Source organism: Vibrio albus, assembly GCF_003144035.1.
Lineage (GTDB): Bacteria > Pseudomonadota > Gammaproteobacteria > Enterobacterales > Vibrionaceae > Vibrio > Vibrio albus.
In genome coordinates this window covers 1-23,128 of record NZ_QFWT01000003.1, presented here as the reverse complement: position 1 = coordinate 23,128, position 23,128 = coordinate 1, and the positions used below count along the sequence as shown (strand labels likewise).

Sequence of the window (23,128 nt, the reverse complement as noted above, 5' to 3'; positions counted from 1 at the left end):
TGTATCAGCCCAATAAAAACTTCCATCTTTTTTCAGATCCTGGATTTCGCCTTGCTAGGTTTCCCCGGATAGAATTGTTTGCCACAAATCCTTGTAAAAATCAGGAGGCACTTCCGGATCGCGTAAAATATTATGATTTTTCCCAACCAATTCGTTTTTACTATATCCCGTAAGTTTGCAGAAAGCCTCCGTAACATCAGTGATAATACCGTTCAAATCGGTCGATGAAATCATGACGTGGCGATCTATAACTTCAACTTTTTCATGCAAATTATTATTAGCCGTTTCTGCCAATTTACGTGCCCAGTCAAGCTTCACCGTCTTATCTATCAACTGGTGGGTTAAAGAAAAGACCCTAGAAAGGTTTTCGGACAAGACTTTGGTTGAACGTAATGCGGACAGTGTAAATGTTGTAACAGCGATGGCTATCAGTATTTGAGTAGCCTCACCAGAAGCTAGAAAAACCAAGGTCATTGGCATCAATAGAACGCCAACAGTTACCAGGGCCATATAACGAATTGCGCTATAAACAGAAATAGCCCCCGCTGACATGCCCATCAGGAAAAAAAAAGCAATTAGCTTATCTAGCAGGGGCAATCCGTAAACAGCATAAATACAACCGACAACCCAAATTGTGACACTGATAAACAGGCTAAAACTGTATGGACGTTCCCATTTAAGCACCATATCACCCACTGGAGCTACCCGAAAATAACGCACAAATAACAATACACGTATTACCGTAGCCACAAGAACCGCACTGAACCAGCCTATCAAAATCAGACGATCAGCTTTATTCCACAAAATACCTGTCAGAAGAGCACAATTGAGAATGCTGAGAATAGAAGCTGCGGCTGACTGGCTATAAAGCAAATTCAGCTTTTCTGCGTAAACTAGTACATTAGTTTCCACATCAGGAATATTGTTATCTTTATTGGATGCGTCCATATTTTCAGTAAATTTCGATGTGACCCGTTGAAAATCTTATGTTACACCAGAAGACGCATGACTTCTGCGCTGACTTCAAGCATGTAATACCTCCCCCTTGAAATAGGAGATTTCTTCCTATGAATGCCATTCAGCAAATCCAGATATTGCACCACAACAAATAAGTGTCTGCTTACCTTTTTGCAGTCGTTCAAATCAGAATACTTGGGTTCTCAGTTGTACAGGTAATTGCCGTCATAGCAAGACACAGTAACGTCACTAAAGAATCTGTTGTTAGTTTGCATTGCTGCCCATTATATCTGTATACCCGTTCAACTTGAAGATACAGGTTTCAATAACTGAAAGTTATCCGTAATTCTGGATGCCAGCGAGCCTGCTACTTCTGGCAATATCGCGTCGAATAATTCTTTGATGGCGGAGATAAACGTCTTCTGTCGCTGACACCGATGTCGTCGCAAACCCCTGAGAAGCATATTGGATAAAGCTACTTGGGCTCGTCGGACAGAATTTACCCTTCGGATAACTTTTGGTATTGCAAAACGTCAAAAACCACCGTTTCTAGCAGTGGTTGGCGTGACAGGAAATGGACAAAACCTTTCACTGATCAAGAACAATAGCGGAATTCCGATTGGCATCTTTATGCATCAAGGCCGCATAAAGACAAGTGCGCTACCGCTGTATCAGTTTATCTAAAACTCTAATCTACAGGTTGTGAAAAACATAAAATAAAGCTGTTCATTTTCCAAACAACCTGTATAGTGCGCATAGCTCTTGCAAACGAGCTATTAGTGAAAATTTAGTACAAGCCTTCTCTCAGTTTCCTTTCGATACCTTCGTTTAGCTCCTGCGATTGCTTCTCATCAAAGTTTTTTAAATAGCATTTGCTCGCAGTTTCAATATTATTAATTTCTTAGAGGTATCTATGTCAACTAAAACAACTGGTTCAGTAAAGTGGTTTAACGAAACGAAAGGCTTTGGCTTTATTTCACAAGATAATGGTGGTGCTGATGTGTTTGTACATTTCAGAGCTATCGCATCTGAAGGCTTTAAAACTCTAGCTGAAGGCCAAAAAGTGAGCTTTAATGTAGAGCAAGGTCAAAAAGGCCCTCAAGCATCAAATGTAATCGCTCTATAGCAGCATTGGGTGTAATGTGAGTACATTACACCTACCATCTTTCCCAATAAAGATTTTAATACACTTAAAATTCTGGAGTTTTATTGTCTCGAAGAACAAGTCGCCAGCGATACTGGTATAAAAAATCATGTGGTAAACACACACAACCAAGTAAAGACAAGCTTAAAGTATGTTCAAAATAGAGTTTTACTTAGAAGATGAACAGTCAAACTGGTCAGAAAGCATACATCAACTCAATAGTGATATCCTACGACGTCACATTTTTCCAAAACTTCATTCCAAACTGCATAATCTAGAATTTACATTTTCTGAGTCAAATATGATGGGAGATATCTTATCAGACATAGGGTTTAACCTAGGTACTTTCAAAATTTACTGATTACTATGTTAAGGAAGGCTCATATGAATAAGAGTAAAAAAAAGTCACCTAAAAAAGAAAACAAACCAATTGAAAGTGATAACAAGAATTCAAAATCAACAAGAAGAAAAATCGAAGATATTCTTAATGAACGCGATCTAGAAAGATTATTTGAACTGTAAACGCCCATGAGTATACCCATCAAAAGCGAAATAGAACCAGAAATTAGTTGTTCTAACTGTAAGGCTTGCTGTTGTCGCCTTGAGGTTATGATTATTTCAGACACATCTGTTCCAGAGGAACATATAAGCCGAGATGCTTGGGGCGGAGAGACAATGCTTAGGCTAGCAGATGGTTGGTGCTCAGCTTTAGACCGAGAAACTTTCATGTGCAGTATTTATGAAAACCGTACTTGGATATGTCGAGAGTTTGAGATGGGCTCTTATGAGTGCCTAGAGGTGCACAATTTCAGGTAGGTGAGGGCTTAGGCTTCGTGATTGTGATTGTGATAAATCTTCTTATCCAGATGAGCCATGTTAGTAAGGAGATTCTAACTTTATTATTTTCCTACAGCTGTTGGACTTGGACATTTATCATCCATCAACTCACGAACCCATTCTGTAGCTTGTAGGATGTTAAAATTACGACTGCCGTACCCTTGAGATAACAACTCTAGAGGTAGAAAGTCATCGTACTTTTCTTGCTCTAATACTGGAATAATGCTGCTTAACTCTGTATCGGTAGGAAGGCGAAAATTGCGAACGCACATAACCTGTTCCTTTTCGTTGTAAAAAAACAACGAAAATAAGTTTAGGATACTTTATGGTTTCAGCGATAAGATGGTGATACGTGCAAAATAAGCTAGCAAATCCGAGTACAGAAAATCAGATAGTTATAACCAGAAATGTAATAAAAGTCAGCATAGAAATGCATGAATAAACAGCAAATTTGGCTTATTCTCTTATTTTCCGTAAGAAAGTTTCTTACCAACATTCCTAATATACTAACTCAAGGATATTGCGAACACCCAACTCGCTTTGGCCGGAAAGTGAGTTAGCGGCAGGATATTCAGCTAGCCCCTTTCGTCCCTTTGATTACAGCCTTGTGCCTTACTTTAGTGTCTCTTGTTACCAATAAACGGGGCGTATTACTGTAGGTGGTTGGAGCAAAGGATTACGGGTTGGACAGAACAAAGCATTGAGGCTGGAAGAGTTGGCGCTTTTTAATCGTGCTGTGGTAAAGTGCGCACCATTAACTAGGCAGTCCGGCGTCTAGGCCGTACAGTTCATACTTTTATTTAGGAATTATTTTGACTAATAACGATATTTTTCGCCGCATCCGCTACACCTTCGATTTTAAAGATACAGAAATGGTTGAGATCTTTGCAGCAGCAGACCACACAGTAACTAAAACTCAAATCGCTAACTGGTTGAAAAAGGAAGAAGATACGGATTACTGTGATGCGGCAGATACCGATTTGGCTGTGTTCCTGAATGGTTTGATCAACACTAAGCGTGGTAAGCGCGAAGGTGAACAGCAAACGCCAGAAAGCCGTCTGACCAACAATATGATCTTTATCAAGCTTCGAATTGCTCTAAACATGAAAGCAGAAGATATTCTTGAAACACTAAAAGTTGCTGATTTTAAATTGAGCAAGCATGAACTGAGTGCATTTTTCCGTAAGCCTGATAACAAACATTACCGCGAATGTGGGGACCAGATTCTACGCAACTTCCTAATGGGCGTTCAACTTCAGCTACGCCCCGAAGATAAGCACGAAGCGTAATCCTGAAGGTAAAATAAGAGAGACTAAGACATAAACTATGCCGTTTACTAAGCTCCCCCTAAGTCAACAATTAGTTGCTGCCCTACCCGCTACGTTTAGCGTACCAACAGAAATTCAGACACTCGCCATTCCTGCGATACTAAATCAACAGGATGTGCTTGCAATAGCTCAAACAGGAAGCGGCAAAACATTGGCTTATGGATTACCTCTCTTAGAGCAGATAATAAAGAAACCATCTCATTTCCAGGCTCTAATCCTCGTCCCTACTCGCGAGCTTGCGACACAGGTCAATGAAGCGCTTTGTTTGGTATCTAAAAACATAAATGTAAAATCTGTTTGTATTTGTGGTGGCTTAGATAAAGAGCAGCAGAAAACCGAACTTGCTATCGGTCCTGAAATTATTGTCGCTACACCCGGTCGACTTCTTGAGCTGTTAGGCGAAAACACGTTCGATGCGAGAAATATAAGCAAGTTGGTTCTCGATGAAGCAGATAGAATGTTGGATATGGGGTTTTGGACAGACATTCAGCGCATTATTGAAATGCTACCGGAACAGCGTCAGACCCTAATGTTCTCGGCCACCTTCCCTGAGCAGCTCGAAAATAAGGCTAAAACCTTACTCAATGCCCCCGTGTTCATTAAGGCGCGTGAAACTGCAGGCAAAGCAGAAACGATCAAAGAGGAACTGTATTTAGTCAATAAAGGTAGTAAAACCAAAGCGCTTATTGACCAAATAAAGCGAAACAACTGGCATCAGGTATTGGTATTCATCGGAACCAAAGATAACGCTGATGCATTATGTAAGAAACTGAACAAGGCGGGGCTTTCCACTGTAGCATTGCATGGAAACAAAGATCAGGTTGAAAGAGAGGCCACTCTCAATCTGTTTAAAGAACAAAAAGCGAATGTTCTTATCGCAACTGATTTGCTAGCTCGTGGTATCCATGTGGAAAATTTACCGGTAGTGATAAACTTTGAGCTGCCATCAAACGCAGAAGTTTACGTGCATCGAATCGGTCGTACTGCGAGAGCTGGCCAGAAAGGAATCGCAATTTCTCTGGTTTGCCATGGAGAGGCTGAATATCTGGCCGCAATCAGAAAAACTACCCAGCGTAAACTTCCGTTAAATGAACTGGACGGCTTCCCTGTAACCGACAAGCCCTCTACTGGTGAAAATAAGCGTGCTCCGAGGGATAAACAAGCTAATCGCAGAACTAATAAGAAAAAAAGTATCAAGCAATTTCAGAGCAAGCCCAAACGATAACTAAATTGTACTGACTAATACTCGATCTGATGAGATGGACGGTCATACATAGCGTTATAACTTTGTTGTAAACCTACAACAAAATGTAGTCTATGCTGACTTAGTGTGCAAATTTGCTGAGTTATTTTGCTGTCGTTTGCAGCAGGATATGCTTCCAGCGACAAAGATGGTGATACGTGCAATATAAGTCAGCATAACCGCGCACGAACGATCAATGAGTTACAGTCAAGATTGCAATATATAACAGCATAAAATTGCAGCATAAGTTAAGTTAGCAAATTTTTACTTTAACCCAAATGCAGCGTAAAAAACTTTCCTACATCTTAAACTCGAAATAAATCATGCCGCCTCGGCGGCATTTAAGTATCACTCTTCTTGAGTGGCTAACCGACTTTGTAGAGAGTCGGCTAACACTTTCAACTGGATACTCAGTCTCTTCTGATTCGAAAATTAACGAATTGTTGGTATCGTTTTACCAAGATGGTCGAACAGATGACACTTCGTTGGGCAGAAAGAGAAGGTAGCCTCACTGTGACGCTCAGGAACATCATCAGATTTGACTTCGATAATCAGCTCCTTCGACTTCCCCTGACTCGCATGCACATAGCTTGTTCCGCCTAATAGCTCTACCGCATTGACGGTTAACTTCAACTCAACCGAGTGTTGGTTATCAAGAGAGATATGCTCAGGGCGAATACCTAGCGACATCGGAATATCTTCAAGCAGGCGGTCATCTTGCAGTGTTAACTGCACTATCTCACCATCCGCCGTTTTCAGTGTGACTTCACGCCCCGACTGGTTTTCAAATGTCAGTGGAATAAAGTTCATTTTCGGAGAACCTATAAATCCGGCAACAAACTGATTGACAGGGTTGTGATAAAGTTGCATCGGTGTACCAACTTGCTCCACTTTACCCGCTTTGAGGACCACAATTTTATCGGCCATCGTCATCGCTTCCACCTGATCGTGGGTTACATAAATCATAGTGCTGCCAATCTGTTCATGCAGCGCTGATATTTCCAGTCGCATCTGCACACGAAGCTCTGCATCCAAATTAGACAATGGCTCATCAAACAAGAAGACATCAGGGTTGCGCACAATAGCCCGGCCAATCGCGACGCGCTGTCGCTGCCCCCCCGAAAGCTGAGAAGGCTTTCGATCCATCAGAGCATCGAGCTGAAGGATTTTGGCGGCCTCATTAACTTTTTGTTCTATCTCTGCTTTGGGAGTACCGGAAACTTTCAGACCAATACTCATGTTCTGTCTGACCGTCATATGCGGATACAATGCGTAGGACTGAAACACCATAGAGATGCCTCGCTGTGACGGATCCAGTTTGTTAACGACACGATCTCGGATCTGAACCTCTCCTGTTGTAATCGTCTCCAGTCCTGCAATCAGGCGTAATAGTGTGGATTTACCACAACCTGATGGCCCGACAAACACCACGAACTCACCATCATTAATATCCAGATCAACGTCAAAAATAGTCTGAACATCGCCAAAAAATTTATTTACTTTACTGAGTCTTAATTCTGCCATTTTGTTACCTATTACTGAGGTGAGTAAGGGGAAAACTGAACATTCTGCCAATGAGAAAGTGAAACCTGCCCTTCTGGTTTTTCAGGGAAATAGAGCTGTGTCATACTGACCCTTCCTCCGCATACCAATAGCTCGACTGACCCATTATCCACAATAAGTTCGACATCAAGAGACGAAGTATTATGTTCCTGACTAAAGCTATAGTTGTGGGGAAATTCCTTCTGCAGTATTTCATTTAAACCTAAATAGCTTCTTGCGCTTGAAACCATAATCTCACCATTCACATATTCGATAGTGACTTGCGGTTTATCTTCACCAAACAGTGTAATTTCTGCTGTCTGCTCCTCACTCAGATCCAGCTCCCCTTTCAGCTTGTATACACTGCTCGGTGGCTGAATAACATTTACTTCACTCTCAGCCAATGTTGATACCTGATTAAATTTTTCGTTCACTTGGCTGGCAAAACTCTGCGCGATCACATAGTCACCGTGACTATTGGTCACCAGAGAATACTCTCGAGGTAACGTCATAATGCTGCGGAATGTTTGCGTTTCGGTATCACGTGCATACCTCCAGTTACTCATCCATGAAATACCGACACGCTTATTGTCTGGCGCGTTAAACCAACTCTGTGTAGCGTAGTAGTCTCTACCGTTGTCCAGGTAAAGCACCTTCTCTGATGGGTTGCTATTTATAAATGTTTCCCCATCAAAATCACCGACAAAGTACTGTGTCCCCGAACCGGAAGCCTCACAACCATCACCGATGCCCACCACTAAGATCCATTTGGTCATGCCATCCTCAGCGGTAAGAGGATACATGTCCGGACATTCCCATGGGCCACTGGTGTGCAATCCCTCACTTTCTCCAAACTCAGAGCAAAGCTCCCAATGAGTTAAATTGGTGGATTTATAGATGCCTATCGATTGACCATGTGTAATCAATAGTACCCAAGACTGAGATTCTTCAACCCACAGCACTTTTGGATCTCGATAGCAGGCCAACCCCGGATTAGCGATCACTGGGTTATGTTCATACTTCGTCCAGGACAGCCCGCCATCGTTACTGTAGGCCAGACATTGAGTCTGAAAATCATCCTGCTCTGCCTGAGTGAGGCTGGCGGTATAAAAAATGACTAAGTTATTGTCCGACGGACCATCAAAAAGGCCTGAATCGTTATTTTTATCGATAATTCCAGACCCGGAGAACATTGCCCCCTGTTCATCCGGTGCAATGGCAATCGGGCAATGAATCCAGTTCACCAGGTCATCACTCACTGCGTGGCCCCAATGCATCGGCCCCCAGATATTACTCATCGGGTGAAACTGATACAAAAGATGCCATTGCTCATTGGCGTACACCAGCCCGTTAGGATCATTAAGCCAGCCAAAGGGGGCTTTGAAATGAATATTGGGGGTAAATTTGTCTTTCATAATTTTCATTACATTATCCTTTTACTGCTGAGCCGGTAATACTTGCGACAAAATGACGCTGAACAATCAGGAAGAAAACAATCACGGGAACCGCCATACAGACAGCAAATGCCATCACATTGCCCCATTGGGTCTGGTTGCCACTAAAATAAGCCGACATTGCAACGGAAAGCGGACGAACCTCCGGCCCCCGAGTGACCATGATCGGCCATAAGTAGCTGTTCCAGATCGCCAGAAAGTGCAATATGGCGACCGTGACACAAACCGGAACCGATGACGGCAATCCGATATGCCAGAAGGTTTTAAACAGGTTAAAACCATCAACTTTGGCTGCATCGATCAGATCTTTAGGCAGCTTGCTGAAAAACTGATAGAACAGGAAAATAAAGAAGGCATTGGCAACGCCCGGCAAAATTTGTACTAGGTAAGTATCAACAAGCCCCACACGACTCACTATCAGCAACTGAGGTAAAACCAGGCTTTCTACCGGAATAGCCAGAACCGCAATAATCGCACCCAGAAGGTATTTTCTATATTTACTTTCACCCCATGCCAAAGCGAAAGCCGCCATCGAATTCACAGCCAGAGACAGAATCAGAGAGACGGTAGTGATGAACGCTGTGTTAAACAAATAACGGCCAAACGGATGATACGGATCACTCCAGACTTTCTTAAAATTCTCCAATGAGAAGCTGGTTGGTACAAAACTCTTCCAAGATCCCATATTCGCCATAATATCGGTGTTGTTCGGATTAAGGCTGATCGTCACTGTCATCATCAATGGAATAAGAACAATCAAGCAAAGAAAAATAGCGATAAAATATTTAAAGAATTTCATAATTGCCTCTATTCATTTTTCATCAGATAACGCTGAATTAATCCCAGCGTTGCCACAGCAACAAAGAAAATGACCGACACCGATGAGGCATAACCAATTTTCTGAGCCTGAAAGCCATTCACAAACATGTATTGAATAATGGTCATGGTCGAGCCATTAGGCCCCCCCTGAGTCAGCATGTTGATTTGGGTAAATAAGCTCAACGCACCAATAGTGGTAATAATGACAACAAAAATATTAGTATTTCTTAGTCCTGGCAGCGTGATATAGCGGAACTTGCTCCAACTGCTGAACCCATCAATGGAGGCAGCTTCATATCTGTCGGCCGGAATTTCCTGCAAACCTGCCAGATAAATGAGCATCTGAAACGGAAAAGTCGCCCATGCCGAGAGCAGTACAATGGAAAACATGGCAATATCAGGATCACCAAGCCAGTCAACATAGTCCTGTGACTGAGTGAGCCACTGATAAAGACCGTTAAACATACCATCCGGTGTTTGTAATAATGCCGCCCATATCGTCACAATGACGGTCATCGGTGTTAACATCGGTAAAATCGTAATACTTCGAAAAAAACCAACCGCTTTCATCTTGCTGTTTAGAAGGATTGCTGAACCAAGGGATAAACTCAGCTGAATAGGAATAACCCATACAGCAAAATACAGCGTATTGATCACCGACTCCCAAAATTCAGGGTCCGTTAGCACTCTTTCATAGTTCCGAAACCCCAGTAATTGAGTTGGAATAGGACGAGGCATCAGTTTTTCATTGGTAAATGAAAAATACCCTGATAAGAAAAACGGTATAAATACAAATGTTAACAATAAAATTATTGCAGGTAGAAGCATGCCAATTTCCGGCAAATAACGCTTATAACTTTGCATAGCGGAACCATTTTGTTTTTTAATAGGTAGCCTTAACGACTACCTATTTAGGTTAAAATTAAATATCTGCTAAAGCAGTTCAATATTGTCTATTTATTAAATGGAGGGTAATTCATATTATCTTCGATATCGTTATCGATAACTCGAGCAGCTCTGTCCAGAGATTTTTCAACATCAGCACCATCGAGAATATTCTTAACCGCTTTACCAAACTCGCCAGAAATAACGGGATAGGCGGGGTGTACAGGTCGAACTAACGCAATGGTCTGAGCCTGCTCTGCCAATATTCGCATTGGACCATTTTCAGCATACATAGGAGCTAACGGTAGCGCATCCTTACGAGCAGGAATATAACCTGTGAATTGACTCCATTTCGCCACTTGCTCTTTAGAGAGAGCAAAATTCAGGAATGTTGCAATTTCTTTGTCGTTGTCTGTGGTTGATGGAACAGCCCAGCCCCAACTACCGTTTGGAGAGTATGTTTTTTCACCAAATTTAGGAGCCGGAATCAACACAAGATCGTCACCCAGAGACTCTGAATGAGGTCGCCACATCCAGTTGCCGACCCACGACATGGCCGCAGATTTGTCACCGTAAAATCGGTTGTCACCCGCTGTTGGCGGCACGATGTAACCTTTTTTCACCCAATCTTGTACTTTCGTCAGGGTGTCCACGGATTCTTTTGAGTTAATAGTACCGTCCGCTGTCCAACTATTCTGATTGATAATATCGCCACCACCAGATTTAACCCATGGGTAAAAACCATAGGTATTCCATTCCCCTTCATAGTTCAGTTTCATATCCAGCGGCCACTTCACCCCCTCTACTTTGGACAGTTTCTCTAAAACAGAGGTAAATTCCTCATATGTCCAAGCTTCATCCAAGGTTGTTGGAATAGAAACACCAGCTTGCTCCAGATACTTCTTATTCGCCCATAGGGCAACCGAAGAATCACCAGCAGCAAGCATATAGATACGTTTTGTTGGGCTATAAGTTCCCTGAGCAATCAGGCCCGGGAGGATTTGGTCAATGGTTTCCTGACTCACCAGTTGGTCAATAGGTTTTAGCATGCCAGACCAGACATAGTTAGCCATATTAGGGCCATCGATCATGATAATATCGGGCATATCCTGAGACATCCATGCGGCTTGAATGGCGTCGTTATAACCCGGAATCGGTTTTATTTTTACGCTGACGTCGTCACCAGCGTAGGCTTGGTTGAATTGTTCCTCAAGTTGAACAAAGAAGGGTCTTTCTATTTCAGCATCAATCACCCACGCAGTAATCTCTTTTGCGAAGACACTTCCAGAGAGTGAGGCACCGATAATGGCAGTAATAAGCGGTAGAGGTTTCACGTTCATCCTTTATTCCTTTTTAGTGTTTTAGCACGCTGTTTCTTAGCACAAGCCTTGGCAGCAGCACTTTCGGGGGGTAAGTTTTTTGTTTTTCTGCTTCCTTAATACATTCCAGCATTTGTTCAAACCCAAGATGGGCTATTTCACGCATGGGCTGAGAAATACTAGTCATGTCTAAGGTTTTTGCGGTTAAAGAGTTATCAAACCCGATCACAGCAATTTGTTCCGGAACGTTAATGTTTAATGAGTAAAGAATGTTTTGTACTTTTTCAGCAGTCACATCATTCGTACAGTTAATAGCGCTGACCTTGGGCTGCCCGTCCTTATCTACGAGGCTTTGAATAAACTGTTTCAGTTCACTTTTCTCAGGAGAGGCGCAGCAATCAAACATAAACTCTCTACGAATAGGCTCTTTTTTTTCTTCTAATACCGATGAAAAACCCGTTAACTTATCTTCCTGATGATTTATTGGTCCTACGTAGCCAATTTTTGTATGTCCGATGGAAATCAGATGCTCTGCCACTAATTTTCCCCCTTCAGCATGATCCACTGATACTGAAGGAATAATCTCCGTAGATCTCGTTAGCATAATGGTCGGAAATTTATATTTCTTAATCTCATTTAAGTAGGCTTCATCCATACAAGTTGGGATAAGAAAAACACCATCGACTTCATGATTCAGGCACTCATTCAGATAGAGTTTTTCTTGTTTTGTATTGTGTCTGCTGTTGAAAAAAAGCACACACCGACCATGAAAGAACGCCTCTCTTTCTATAACATCAAGTAATTCAGCAAAAAACGGATTAGTGATATCCGGCACTATAATTCCAAATAAATCAGTACGTTTTCGCTTTAGTGCTTTGCGTTCATATTTAAGCTCTTTTATCGCTTCATTCACTTTTGCGACAGTTTCAGGAGAAACGGCCTCAGACTTATTCAATACTCTCGACACGGTTGCAGTCGACACTCCGGCGAAATTTGCAATATCTTGAACTGTTTCCATATCTCTTACCTCGTTCAGTTGGTTTTGATTATATTCACACACTATTCACATAGAAGATCCAGAATCGAAAATTAGGTTTTATTCGGAATGAAACTCATCAATTTATTAGAATCTGTGATGTATGTTTCATAATTTATTACATTTTCTGACATCAAATTTAGTTAATGATCTTTACCCACTGGTTGTAAAAAACAGGCAACTTCATCATAAACAAATTAATAATCAATTAGTTACAAAAAAGCGGAAAAACATACACAACCAAACACCTATAGTTTGATTTGTTACACTACATAACGAACTGATTAGGAAAATCGGTAAATGAGAGTTCAGCCAGTGATTTGTTAGAGGTACGAAGAGATTTCTTGATTTCGTGTCAATTATCGGCAATACCGCACAAGAGACGAAACCAGGGCCAATATTCTTGACTACATTGAACGGTTCCATAACCCAGGAATACAACGTAGACTAACGAGTCAAGAGCGTCAGTTTACGTCTTTACTAAACGGGATAGAACCCTTCTGAATATATTGCAGTAAGTTCATATAATTGAGTGTTATGCCCTAATTGGAGGTTAGGTATCCTTATGGTTTCAATAGAATTTTTAATTACTTCTCTTGTGGTCGTCCTGATACCCGGTACTGGAGTATTGTTTACCGTTGCTACAGGGCTGTTCAATAGCAGGCAAGCTAGCGTATTTGCGGCGATGGGTTGTACATTTGGTATTGTTCCTTCACTTTTGGCAAGTGTGTTTGGGTTGGCGGCAATTTTTCATACTAGTGCGTTGGTATTTCAGGTCGTCAAATATTGTGGCTCAGCTTACTTACTCTATCTGGCGTGGACGATGTGGAGAACGTCATCACCCTTGTCACTGGACGAAAAGCAGACAAAAACAAAACTCAGAGATATTGCGTTAAAAGGTTTTTTAATCAACATCCTGAATCCCAAGTTATCGATTTTCTTTTTAGCATTTCTCCCCCAATTTGTTTCACCACAATCAGAGCAACCACTGTTTAGTATGTTAATCCTTGGCGCGGTATTTATGTTAATGACACTTTGTATATTTATTGTTTATGGCGTTATGGCCAGTACGTTTAGTGAATTAATTGTACGCTCAGAAAAAGCAGCTCTGGTTATTCAAAAAATATTTGCAGGTGGTTTTGCGGCGATGGGCTTGAAGTTGGCATTAACAGAACGGGCATAGCAAGAGACTATGGCGTCAATAGTTAAATTTTGGCGCTGTTGTAAACTTAAACACAGATTATGTCAGCCTCTGTTGAAATTTATGTCAATTTTCAATGCTTCAGATGGTGATACGTGCAAAATAATTCAGTATAAACCACAATCCAAAATCAATAGGTTAGAATTACAGTTGCAATAAATAGCAGCATAAGAATGAAAGAAAACTTAACAAATTTCTGCTGACACAAAAAATCATGTCAGAAAGTTTCTTACATTCTTAAGCCGAAAAACCAATCCCCTTTTCGAAATCAGTTAGTAATTAAGGTACGACAGAATCACTTGGTGATCACATGTCATTGATCGGTGTTGTAACGCGAAGTTGGACAAAACCGAGTTACAAACTAAAAACAATCTGACTGTTCGGTTCACCTCTGATATTGCAAACCATGCGCTAAACAGACATGAATGTGGACCAATTCACTTATACACTGATTGACAAACAAAGCGGCAAGTGCGAACCTGTATTTATGAATATGACGCCTAACTTCCAACGAATTATTATCATCATTTCTTAAGAAATGGTGGGATAGTTAGTGCAACTAAATTTTAAGACCCGCCTAAGAGGCGGGTTTTTTGTACTTACCTCTTAGGATCTTAAGTTAAGAGGTAAATATGAGTTCTAAACAAAAACAGGCATCTCCATCAACAAGTTTTTCTTTTGTGGATGCTGAACATGACATGTTGCAATTCTGGGAAACGCACAGCGTATTCCAGGCATCTCTGGAGCAGTCAAAAGATAAACCTAAGTTCGTATTTTACGATGGTCCTCCCTTTGCTACAGGGTTACCCCACCACGGCCATTTAGTTGCTTCCACTATCAAAGACATCATCCCTCGCTATCAAACCATGCTTGGACATTACGTTGAAAGGCGATTTGGCTGGGATTGTCATGGTCTTCCTATCGAGCATGAGATAGACAAATCATTGGGGATGTCGGCTAAGGAAGCGGTAGAGAAGTTTGGTATCGCTAAATATAACGACGAATGCCGTGGTATCGTTCAACGGTATACACAGGAGTGGGAGAAAACAATAACCCGCCTGGGCCGTTGGGTAGATTTCGATAATGACTATCGAACTCTGGAACCCTGGTATATGGAATCCGTATGGTGGGTGTTTAAGCAGCTGTGGGATAAAGGTTTGGTTTATAAGGGGGAAAAGGTTGTCGCCTACTCAACAGAACTCGAAACCGTGTTATCAAACTTTGAGGCAACATCGAACTACAAAGATGTGCAAGACCCCGCAATTTCGGTACTGTTTAAACTAGAAGACGAAGATGGTTATCTCGCAGCATGGACGACAACACCTTGGACCTTACCTTCAAATCTTGCTCTCTGCGTAAATCCTGACTTTGATTACGTTAAGGTGTTCGACCAGTCTGTAGGTAAAAAGTTTTGGATTGCTAAAGAGTTATTAGAGAGTTTTTCTAAAGGACATTCAGTCGAAGTGCTCGCTACCACTAAGGGTTCAGATCTTGCAGGTAAATCCTATACGCCTATCTTTCCTTACTTTGTACAGCACAAAGCTAAAGGTGCGTTTAAAGTCCTCGCGGATACTTTTGTATCGCAGGAAAGTGGTACCGGTATTGTCCATATCGCCCCCGCTTTTGGTGAGGAAGATCAACGAGTATGCCGTGAAAACGGTGTCGAGGCTAGTGTGTGTCCGCTGGATAGCCGAGGTCGCTTTACTGGGGAAGTGAGTGATTTTGCCAACGTTTATGTGAAAGATGCTGATAAATCGATAATTCAGGCCATTAAGGAACGAGGGCTGTTGTATCGGCATGACACGTTAATGCACAGTTATCCCTTTTGCCCTCGCTCTGATACGCCAATCATCTATCGAACGGTGCCTTCATGGTATATCGGTGTAACCCAACTGAGAGGCAAACTTGTTGAAAACAACCACCAAATCAAATGGGTGCCAGAACATATCCAACAGGGTCGAATGGGCAAATGGCTGGAAAATGCGATTGATTGGGCGGTTTCAAGAAATCGATACTGGGGGACGCCACTGCCTATCTGGATAAATGATGTTACAGAAAAACCATACTGTGTCGGATCTATCGAAGAGCTGACGTCTTTAACCGGGGCTCAAATTGAAGACTTGCATAGGGATCATATCGACCATTTAACTTTTACTTTAGCCGGAGAGGATGGTGTGTATCGTAGGATACCGGAAGTCTTTGACTGTTGGTTTGAGTCAGGCTCAATGCCCTATGCGCAGGTTCATTATCCATTCGAGAACAAGCAAGAGTTTGAAGCAAGTTTTCCTGCATCGTTTATCGCTGAAGGGGTAGATCAGACTCGAGGATGGTTCTATACCTTACAAGTGTTGAGCGAGTGCCTGTTCGGTAAACCCGCTTTCACCAATGTCATTGTTAACGGCATTGTGATGGCGGAAGACGGTAAGAAAATGTCTAAACGGCTAAAAAACTACACAGCTCCCGATATCCTAATGGAACAGTACGGTGCCGATGCGTTGCGATTGTACCTGATCAATTCTGGTCTGGTAAAAGCCGAGGAACAGAAATTTTCTGATAAAGGCGTTCAGGAAATGGTGAGACAGGTACTGCTCCCTTGGTATAACGGATTTAAGTTCTTTAAAACCTATGCTGATATCGACGGATGGAAAGTCGAAGGCTCCGCGCCGAGAAACAACGTACTTGATCAGTGGATTGTTTCTCGTTTGGAAAGTTTGAAAGAAAAAGTGAACGCTGAAATGCAGGCGTACCATTTGTATGAAGTGGTACCACCTTTGTTTGAGTTTTTGGAAGATTTAACCAACTGGTATATTCGTCTGAACCGTTCGCGTTACTGGCAACCTGAAATGAATAAGGACAAGGAAAGCGCTTACGCCACCCTTTATTATTGTCTAGACACGTTTACGACGTTAATGGCACCGTTTGCCCCTTTCTTGTCGGAGTTCATTTATCAACAGCTTAAAGAGTATGACGAGAATGCGCAGCGACCATTGTCGGTGCATTTGCGTCGTTATCCTCAAACAATCGAGGAGCTCAGGGTGCCCAATCTCGAGACAAGTGTTCAGAGTTTTCAACATTTGATCATCATGGGCCGACAAATGAGAAATGATATTAAAGTAAAGCTAAAAACACCTTTGAGCCAGTCAACGGTGCTGCACCGAGATAAAACAGTGCTGGATGACATTCGACGTTTGTCTGATTACATAAAAGCGGAGCTTAACTTTAAGTCCTTAAGTTTTAGTACAGAGGAAGGAAAATTTATCGACCTTTACGCGAAGGCAAACTTTCCAGTACTGGGAAAACGTCTGGGTCAGCAAATGAAACACTATGCCAATCTGATTGCTAACCTTGCACCGACTGATATTGATCAACTTCAGCAAGTTGGGTTTCTGGAAATTGATGGACAACGTTTTTCAGAAGAAGACATTGTCATCTACAGAAAGGCGAAGGAGGGGGTAAACGCGGTTTCTAACCGTTATATCTCTATGGAGTTTGAACCTAACCTCACAGAAGAGTTGGTTGCAGAAGGGATGATTCGAGAAGTTGTGAGCCGTATTCAGAAACTGAGAAAGTCCTCCGGTTTTGGTGTGACGGATAAGATTTCGGTGTCTATGAACACATCAGATCACGTAAGAAATTGGATAGAAAAGTACTTAAGATATTTGCAGGCAGAGACTTTAGCTACACATGTGGATTTTCAGTTACCTACAAATACAGGTGAACAGTACGTTTTAGAGATGGGAGCAGTCAGTATTTCAGTCGCAAAAATCAAAGTTGACTAGCGTCTACAACCGGAAAAGTGCGGCGTTTGCAATAACGCCGCCTTTCAATGAATCGATAGAGAATTTCGGGGTAGAACTACGGAAAGGTTCTGTATAAGTTCCCAAAGTACAGATTAGATTAATTTGGTCTACTGCTGTACTGGCTAGGTGGTCAGTTCGTTGGGGCTAAGAAGGTTTGGGGCAGCTTGGGTTTGTTTTTGGCGAAACATATCTTGGAATCCGGAGCTAAATGTTTTTGATAGTGGTTTTACTTCGAGGAGATAAGACGTTCCATCTTTCTTATGGACTAAAAAATCAGGTGTGTATGGATGTTCTTTACCTTGATAAGGAAAACGGTAACCTTTCGGCTGTGACTGGTAACGAACAACATCATCCGAATATTCTAAATAGTAGCAACAATCATATTCCAATGAGCCTTCGCACATGATGGTGCAGCCATTTTTTACACTAACAAACTTATAAACGTTTTTATTTGCTGAAGGTTTTCGAAGATTGCGAACGTACATAATCTGTCCTTTTTCGTTGTAAAAAAACAACCAAAATAAGTTTAGGGCACTTTATGGGTTTTATTGGGACATTTTATGGTTTTTTTTGGGACGCTTTATGGTTTCAGCGACAAGATTGTCGCTGAAAGCATAAGTTGTCCTAGCACCCTTCTAATGATCAATCGATTAGCAACACTGTAAAAGCATATATTGTCCCAAATTAAAAGCATAAGCTGTCCTATTTTATGCTTCAGTATTTTTTGATGAATTTAGTGAAAGAAAACTACTTACAGATTCAAGACTATTGTGCTGAACTGAACAGCACCTCCCACACCAACTCAACTAATCAAACAATACAAACACAGCCTCGTAAGAAGATTTTGGACAAATTCGTGATAGCGACTTTGCTAATTTAGCAATTCATGAATAACTTCAGGTATTGAAAAATCGCTTAATTCACTGTCTAGTTTTTTGGTAGTACAAATCAACTTTGAAAATATCACCTAATTCAGTCATCTTTTTATAAGACTAGTGATTATTCGAGAGATATATTATGTGTGAGCTTTGTGCCATATCTAGCCTAATAAAAACCTCACCTGCAACTTCATTACATGAGTTTAGCCAGCATGGAGGGAAAACAGGACATCATTGCGATGGATGGGGACTTGCCGAATATGATGGGACTACAGCTCTTATTCATAAAGAATCTGAGGCAGCAGCATTCAGCAAACGATTAGAACATCTAGAGAATCATAAACATAAAACCCAATGCGTAATTTGTCATATCCGCCGAGCCACCATTGGTGAAATAGCTCTTCGAAATACCCAGCCATTTGTATGTGAATTGCAAGGACACAGCCATGTATTTGCTCATAATGGAGACTTAAAAAACATATGGGAAGAAATTATATTTTCAGGTGATAAACCTGTCGGAGAAACAGATTCCGAATACGCATTCTATTATTTAATGTCGTATATAAAAGAACTATGGCATAACAGTATTCCAACTCTGGCTCAAAGAATTAACACCATTACGCAGGTATTCACCAAGCTTGCAAAATTAGGACCTGCGAACTTTATCTACAGTGATGGCAATTATCTCTACGCTTTTGCTAATAAACGGATTCAGATTAATGGAAAAATTGAACCTCCCGGTATGTATTGCTTAATTCGACAATGCAATGAAGCAGAAGGAAATTCTCAAAAAGTTGTGCTCTTTTCTAGTGTTCCATTGACTAAAGAAAACTGGCAACCAGTCCCATCAGGACAATTATTTATAGCTCACTCAGGAACACTTCTCAAACCATAATTAATAAATACGAGAAGGTAACTTAAGATACAAAAATCCATCTGTAAAAACACAGATGGATTTTACGCACAGTCGGGTGATATTAACTCATTATTTCATCGATAGTAATGTAATCACCTACATGTCCTGCCATTTTCTCAGCGTCAGTATTAACCGGTAAGGTTTTCTTACCTGGTCTCCAGCCTGCCGGACAAACTTCACCAGTCTTCGTTGCATGTTGCCATGCTTCAACCTGACGTAAGAATTCATTCACATTTCGGCCCACAGAATCCGCCTGTACTTCCTGTGCAACACAAATTCCGTCTGGATTAAATAAGAAGCGACCTCGTAATGCTACGCCTTCTTCTTCAACTAAGACTCCAAACATCTTGCTCACTTCCTGATTAGAATCGGCACCAATAGTCAGTTGCAGTCCTTTTAACAGAGGCTCTGTTTCAACAAAGCGTTTGTGTGAAAATTTTGAGTCTACGGAAACAGCCAGAATTTCAGTATTCAGTTTCTGAAATTCATCATATTTTGCATTCATTGCTGCAATTTCTGTCGGACACACAAAGGTAAAATCCGCAGGATAAAAACAGACTACTGCCCATTTCCCTTTATAATCGGAGCTTGAAACTGTTGTAAAATGACCTGTCTTTGCATCAAACGCATCCATTGTGAATTCTGGCATTTCGCGACGTACCATAGTTGAACTCATACTAACCTTCTCCGTTGCTGGCTCATTAGAAACTGTTGATTCTGTTTTTTTACTTTTAATGGGAGTCAATCCCGTATCACATCCCATGATGTCTACACCTCTTAATATCAATGCTGAGATAGCTACATAAAACAGTAACCTCTGTAAAGATGCTAATATGAAGACGCTATATACAACATAACCTTTACAGTTATTCAGCTCATTATTAGCATTTGCTAATAATATAGTCACAAAAATAGATAAATACCATAAGTTCATAAAAAATTATTGATTAACAAAAGAGACGAACAGAGGCCACCTCGGTGACCTCTACAAAATGAAGAATTTATGGCAGTTAAAATCGATCTGAGTTCATCACTTTTGTCCACGCAGTGACAAAGTCTCGAACAAATTTTTCTTTATTGTCGTCCTGTGCATACAGTTCAGCATAAGCTCGCAAAATAGAATTAGATCCAAAGACTAAATCGACCCGGGTTGCTTCCCATTTTACTTTTCCTAATTTTCGGTCACAAATTTCATACAGATGACGGTTTTTAGGTTTCCATGTGTATGCCATATCAGTCAGGTTGACAAAAAAATCATTGGTCAGTGAACCAACATGATCGGTCAGAACACCATATGCTGTACCGCCATAGTTGGTTCCCATTACGCGCATACCACCGATAAGAACGGTCATTTCAGGAGCAGTCAAACGCATTAGTTGTGCTCTGTCCAAAAGAAGCTCTTCTGGCTGAACCACATAATCTTTCTTCATCCAGTTACGGAATCCGTCTGCTAATGGTTCTAACACTTCAAACGATTTAGCATCGGTCATATCCTGTGTTGCGTCACCACGACCGGGCATAAACGGAACGTCAATATCAAACCCGGCAGCTTTTGCTGCCTGCTCGACACCGACATTACCTGCCAGAACGATCGTATCAGCGACACTGATACCGAACTCGGCTGAGATTTTTTCCAGTACTGAAAGAACTTTTGTTAGACGCTCCGGCTCATTCCCTTCCCAGTCTTTTTGTGGTGCAAGACAAATCCGGGCACCATTTGCTCCTCCCCGATAATCTGAGCCTCTGAATGTACGAGCACTGTCCCAGGCTGTCGATACCATTTCAGCAATACTCAAACCACAGGATTCAATTTTTGCTTTAACAGCAGCAACATCGTAACCCGATTTTCCGGCTGGAACAGGATCTTGCCAGATCAAGTCTTCAGCAGGAATATCAGGACCAATGTAGCGAGATTTAGGTCCTAAATCACGATGAGTCAGCTTGAACCAGGCACGGGCAAAGGTTTCTGAGAAATAAGCAGGGTCGTTATAAAACTTCTCTGCAATTTTGCGGAACTCAGGATCCATTTTGAGTGCCATATCCGCATCAGTCATAATTGGATTATAGTGTCTGGACGGATCTTCGACATCAGCGGGCTTATCTTCCGGTGCGATATTAATCGGCTCCCATTGCCATGCACCAGCCGGACTTTTTTTCAGTTCCCAGTCATATTTAAACAGCAGTCCGAAATAGCCGTTATCCCACTGAGTCGGATGGGTTGTCCATGCGCCTTCAATCCCACTACTCACCGTATCCCGACCAATACCACGTGTTTTATGGTTTATCCAGCCAAGTCCCTGCTCTTCCGGATCAGCAGCTTCAGGATCAGGACCCAGATTCGCCGCATCCCCATTACCGTGACACTTGCCGACCGTATGTCCCCCGGCTGTCAATGCAACGGTTTCCTCATCGTTCATTGCCATTCGCTCAAACGTAACTCGCATATCCCGAGCCGTTTTAAGCGGATCAGGATTACCATCAACACCTTCTGGGTTTACATAAATTAATCCCATCATGACGGCTGCCAGAGGATTTTCTAAATCGCGCTCACCAGAGTAACGGCTATTATCGGCTCCACTTGGGGCAAGCCATTCTTTTTCTGATCCCCAGTAGGTATCTTTTTCTGGATGCCAGATATCTTCCCGACCAAAAGCAAAGCCAAAGGTTTTTAATCCCATTGACTCATAGGCCATATTTCCTGCCAGGATAATTAGGTCAGCCCAGCTAATTTTATTACCGTATTTTTTCTTAATCGGCCACAGTAACCGACGTGCTTTATCCAGATTAACATTATCCGGCCATGAGTTAAGCGGAGCAAAACGTTGATTACCGGTGCCACCGCCCCCCCGACCATCAGCAATTCGATAGCTACCCGCAGAGTGCCATGCCATACGGATCATTAAACCACCGTAATGTCCCCAGTCCGCTGGCCACCACTCCTGACTGTCTGTCATCAAGGCCTTAAGATCGTTTTTCAACGCAGTCACATCGAGTGTTGCCAGCTCATCCCGATAATTAAAATCGGGTGCCAGAGGATTGGTCTTGGTATCATGTTGATGAAGAATGTCCAGATTGAGTGACTTCGGCCACCAATCCATAACTGATTTATCTCCGGATGTCATACCACCATGCATAATAGGGCATTTCCCACCGGAACTATTTTCTTGATTTCCCATGAAATTATCCTTTGTTTTTAGAAATGACTATGGGTGAAAAATTGATAGTTACTGCTATGAACTATCGAGGTTGCCTATAACAAGAGTAGACTAAGCCAGATAAAAGAAGGGAATTGTTATAGAAAACTACGGACATATGACATTAAAGGGAATACACCAAAATAAACCGAATATTGATACTCAATATTATGATGAGGTAATTTTGTATCAGACAACAGTTAATTGAAATTGAAAACTACCACATCATGATTTATTTCATTGCTTTTCAGCTATCAGTTTCGACTGATAACTTTAATGCATCTTCAATTTCAATCCCCAGATAACGTATAGTGTTATCAATTTTTGGCTTCTTCTCCGGTTACATCAGGGCGGGAGCATACTTTGCTCAGTTCTTAACCAAAGAAAACCTGGGCCCGGTAATCATCGCTCCAGCCAGCTTTTTTCAACTTGTTTCGCTGACTTGGGGCACCACAGTGGCACTGCTTCAGCATGTTCATAACAAACCGTCTGAACAGAGCGATATTTTCTACCGCTCCTTCTAACATGATCCTTGAGTCATCTTCTTTGAAAACCACATCCAGCACGTAGTGTTG

21 protein-coding genes and 2 pseudogenes are annotated in these 23,128 nt (G+C 41.7%); 10 read left to right on the top strand and 13 right to left on the bottom strand.

What is annotated here, in order from left to right:
• Window positions 1–54 precede the first annotated feature (54 nt).
• Entirely contained in the window at window positions 55–948 is an 894-nt protein-coding gene (locus DI392_RS06310) for a PAS domain S-box protein (protein ID WP_109319064.1), read from the bottom strand.
• Between the two features lie 311 nt (window positions 949–1,259).
• Window positions 1,260–1,373, bottom strand: a pseudogene (locus tag DI392_RS06305) (IS630 family transposase); the annotation flags it as partial.
• 49 nt (window positions 1,374–1,422) lie between these two features.
• Between DI392_RS06305 and DI392_RS06300 the strand changes: the two are divergent.
• From DI392_RS06300 to DI392_RS06280, 4 genes are all read left to right on the top strand, one after another.
• Window positions 1,423–1,641 carry a hypothetical protein gene (locus DI392_RS06300; RefSeq protein ID WP_109319063.1) on the top strand — a complete coding sequence of 73 codons (219 nt, stop codon included), beginning with the start codon at window positions 1,423–1,425 and terminating at the stop codon, window positions 1,639–1,641.
• A gap of 229 nt (window positions 1,642–1,870) precedes the next feature.
• Window positions 1,871–2,083, top strand: a complete 213-nt coding sequence (cspE, locus tag DI392_RS06295; RefSeq protein ID WP_109319062.1) for a transcription antiterminator/RNA stability regulator CspE — start codon at window positions 1,871–1,873, stop codon at window positions 2,081–2,083.
• 402 nt (window positions 2,084–2,485) lie between these two features.
• Window positions 2,486–2,623 (top strand): adenosine deaminase, encoded by a 138-nt coding sequence (locus DI392_RS06285; protein ID WP_109319060.1) that lies wholly within the window; start codon window positions 2,486–2,488, stop codon window positions 2,621–2,623.
• A gap of 6 nt (window positions 2,624–2,629) precedes the next feature.
• Window positions 2,630–2,917, top strand: a complete 288-nt coding sequence (locus DI392_RS06280) for a YkgJ family cysteine cluster protein (RefSeq protein ID WP_109319059.1) — start codon at window positions 2,630–2,632, stop codon at window positions 2,915–2,917.
• A gap of 83 nt (window positions 2,918–3,000) precedes the next feature.
• On the opposite strand, the gene DI392_RS06275 is transcribed toward DI392_RS06280, so the two are convergent.
• Complete coding sequence (locus tag DI392_RS06275) at window positions 3,001–3,210, bottom strand: hypothetical protein (RefSeq protein ID WP_109319058.1); 210 nt, start codon at window positions 3,208–3,210, stop codon at window positions 3,001–3,003.
• A gap of 540 nt (window positions 3,211–3,750) precedes the next feature.
• Here DI392_RS06275 and DI392_RS06270 point away from each other — a divergent pair.
• The gene (locus DI392_RS06270; protein WP_109319057.1) at window positions 3,751–4,227 is read left to right on the top strand and encodes a YehS family protein; all 477 of its coding nucleotides are present in this window, start codon (window positions 3,751–3,753) and stop codon (window positions 4,225–4,227) included.
• Between the two features lie 37 nt (window positions 4,228–4,264).
• Window positions 4,265–5,491 carry a DEAD/DEAH box helicase gene (locus tag DI392_RS06265; RefSeq protein ID WP_109319056.1) on the top strand — a complete coding sequence of 409 codons (1,227 nt, stop codon included), beginning with the start codon at window positions 4,265–4,267 and terminating at the stop codon, window positions 5,489–5,491.
• Window positions 5,492–5,941: 450 nt separating this feature from the next.
• Here DI392_RS06265 and DI392_RS06260 read toward each other — a convergent pair whose 3' ends face one another.
• The 6 genes from DI392_RS06260 to DI392_RS06235 form a co-directional block, all read right to left on the bottom strand.
• Complete coding sequence (locus DI392_RS06260; protein ID WP_109319055.1) at window positions 5,942–7,033, bottom strand: ABC transporter ATP-binding protein; 1,092 nt, start codon at window positions 7,031–7,033, stop codon at window positions 5,942–5,944.
• Window positions 7,034–7,044: 11 nt separating this feature from the next.
• The gene (locus tag DI392_RS06255; protein ID WP_109319054.1) at window positions 7,045–8,475 is read right to left on the bottom strand and encodes a glycoside hydrolase family 32 protein; all 1,431 of its coding nucleotides are present in this window, start codon (window positions 8,473–8,475) and stop codon (window positions 7,045–7,047) included.
• 4 nt (window positions 8,476–8,479) lie between these two features.
• Complete coding sequence (locus tag DI392_RS06250; RefSeq protein ID WP_109319053.1) at window positions 8,480–9,304, bottom strand: carbohydrate ABC transporter permease; 825 nt, start codon at window positions 9,302–9,304, stop codon at window positions 8,480–8,482.
• 8 nt (window positions 9,305–9,312) lie between these two features.
• On the bottom strand, window positions 9,313–10,062 hold the full coding sequence (locus tag DI392_RS06245) for a carbohydrate ABC transporter permease (RefSeq protein WP_219930883.1): 750 nt from the start codon (window positions 10,060–10,062) through the stop codon (window positions 9,313–9,315).
• 215 nt (window positions 10,063–10,277) lie between these two features.
• Window positions 10,278–11,549, bottom strand: coding sequence for an ABC transporter substrate-binding protein (locus DI392_RS06240; RefSeq protein ID WP_109319051.1), 1,272 nt, complete (start codon window positions 11,547–11,549; stop codon window positions 10,278–10,280).
• 13 nt (window positions 11,550–11,562) lie between these two features.
• A complete protein-coding gene (locus DI392_RS06235) occupies window positions 11,563–12,546 on the bottom strand; it encodes a LacI family DNA-binding transcriptional regulator (RefSeq protein WP_109319050.1) in 984 nt (327 codons plus the stop codon).
• Between the two features lie 369 nt (window positions 12,547–12,915).
• Here DI392_RS06235 and DI392_RS19735 point away from each other — a divergent pair.
• The 3 genes and pseudogenes from DI392_RS19735 to ileS form a co-directional block, all read left to right on the top strand.
• Window positions 12,916–13,068, top strand: a pseudogene (locus tag DI392_RS19735) (IS3 family transposase); the annotation flags it as partial.
• A 61-nt stretch (window positions 13,069–13,129) separates the two neighbouring features.
• Window positions 13,130–13,747: a LysE family translocator gene (locus DI392_RS06230; protein ID WP_109319049.1), complete on the top strand. Its 618-nt coding sequence runs from the start codon at window positions 13,130–13,132 to the stop codon at window positions 13,745–13,747.
• Between the two features lie 650 nt (window positions 13,748–14,397).
• Window positions 14,398–17,544, top strand: coding sequence for an isoleucine--tRNA ligase (ileS, locus tag DI392_RS06225; protein ID WP_109319048.1), 3,147 nt, complete (start codon window positions 14,398–14,400; stop codon window positions 17,542–17,544).
• 143 nt (window positions 17,545–17,687) lie between these two features.
• Here ileS and DI392_RS06220 read toward each other — a convergent pair whose 3' ends face one another.
• A complete protein-coding gene (locus DI392_RS06220) occupies window positions 17,688–18,050 on the bottom strand; it encodes a Tn7 transposase TnsA N-terminal domain-containing protein (RefSeq protein WP_245883973.1) in 363 nt (120 codons plus the stop codon).
• Window positions 18,051–18,582: 532 nt separating this feature from the next.
• Between DI392_RS06220 and DI392_RS06215 the strand changes: the two genes are divergently transcribed.
• Window positions 18,583–19,338 (top strand): class II glutamine amidotransferase, encoded by a 756-nt coding sequence (locus tag DI392_RS06215; RefSeq protein ID WP_109319047.1) that lies wholly within the window; start codon window positions 18,583–18,585, stop codon window positions 19,336–19,338.
• An 82-nt stretch (window positions 19,339–19,420) separates the two neighbouring features.
• On the opposite strand, the gene DI392_RS06210 is transcribed toward DI392_RS06215, so the two are convergent.
• The 3 genes from DI392_RS06210 to DI392_RS06195 form a co-directional block, all read right to left on the bottom strand.
• Window positions 19,421–20,293 carry a peroxiredoxin gene (locus tag DI392_RS06210; RefSeq protein WP_219930882.1) on the bottom strand — a complete coding sequence of 291 codons (873 nt, stop codon included), beginning with the start codon at window positions 20,291–20,293 and terminating at the stop codon, window positions 19,421–19,423.
• Between the two features lie 76 nt (window positions 20,294–20,369).
• Window positions 20,370–22,535 (bottom strand): catalase/peroxidase HPI, encoded by a 2,166-nt coding sequence (katG, locus tag DI392_RS06205; RefSeq protein WP_109319045.1) that lies wholly within the window; start codon window positions 22,533–22,535, stop codon window positions 20,370–20,372.
• A gap of 392 nt (window positions 22,536–22,927) precedes the next feature.
• A partial coding sequence (locus DI392_RS06195; RefSeq protein WP_425445683.1) for a transposase occupies window positions 22,928–23,128 on the bottom strand: 201 nt, incomplete at its 5' end.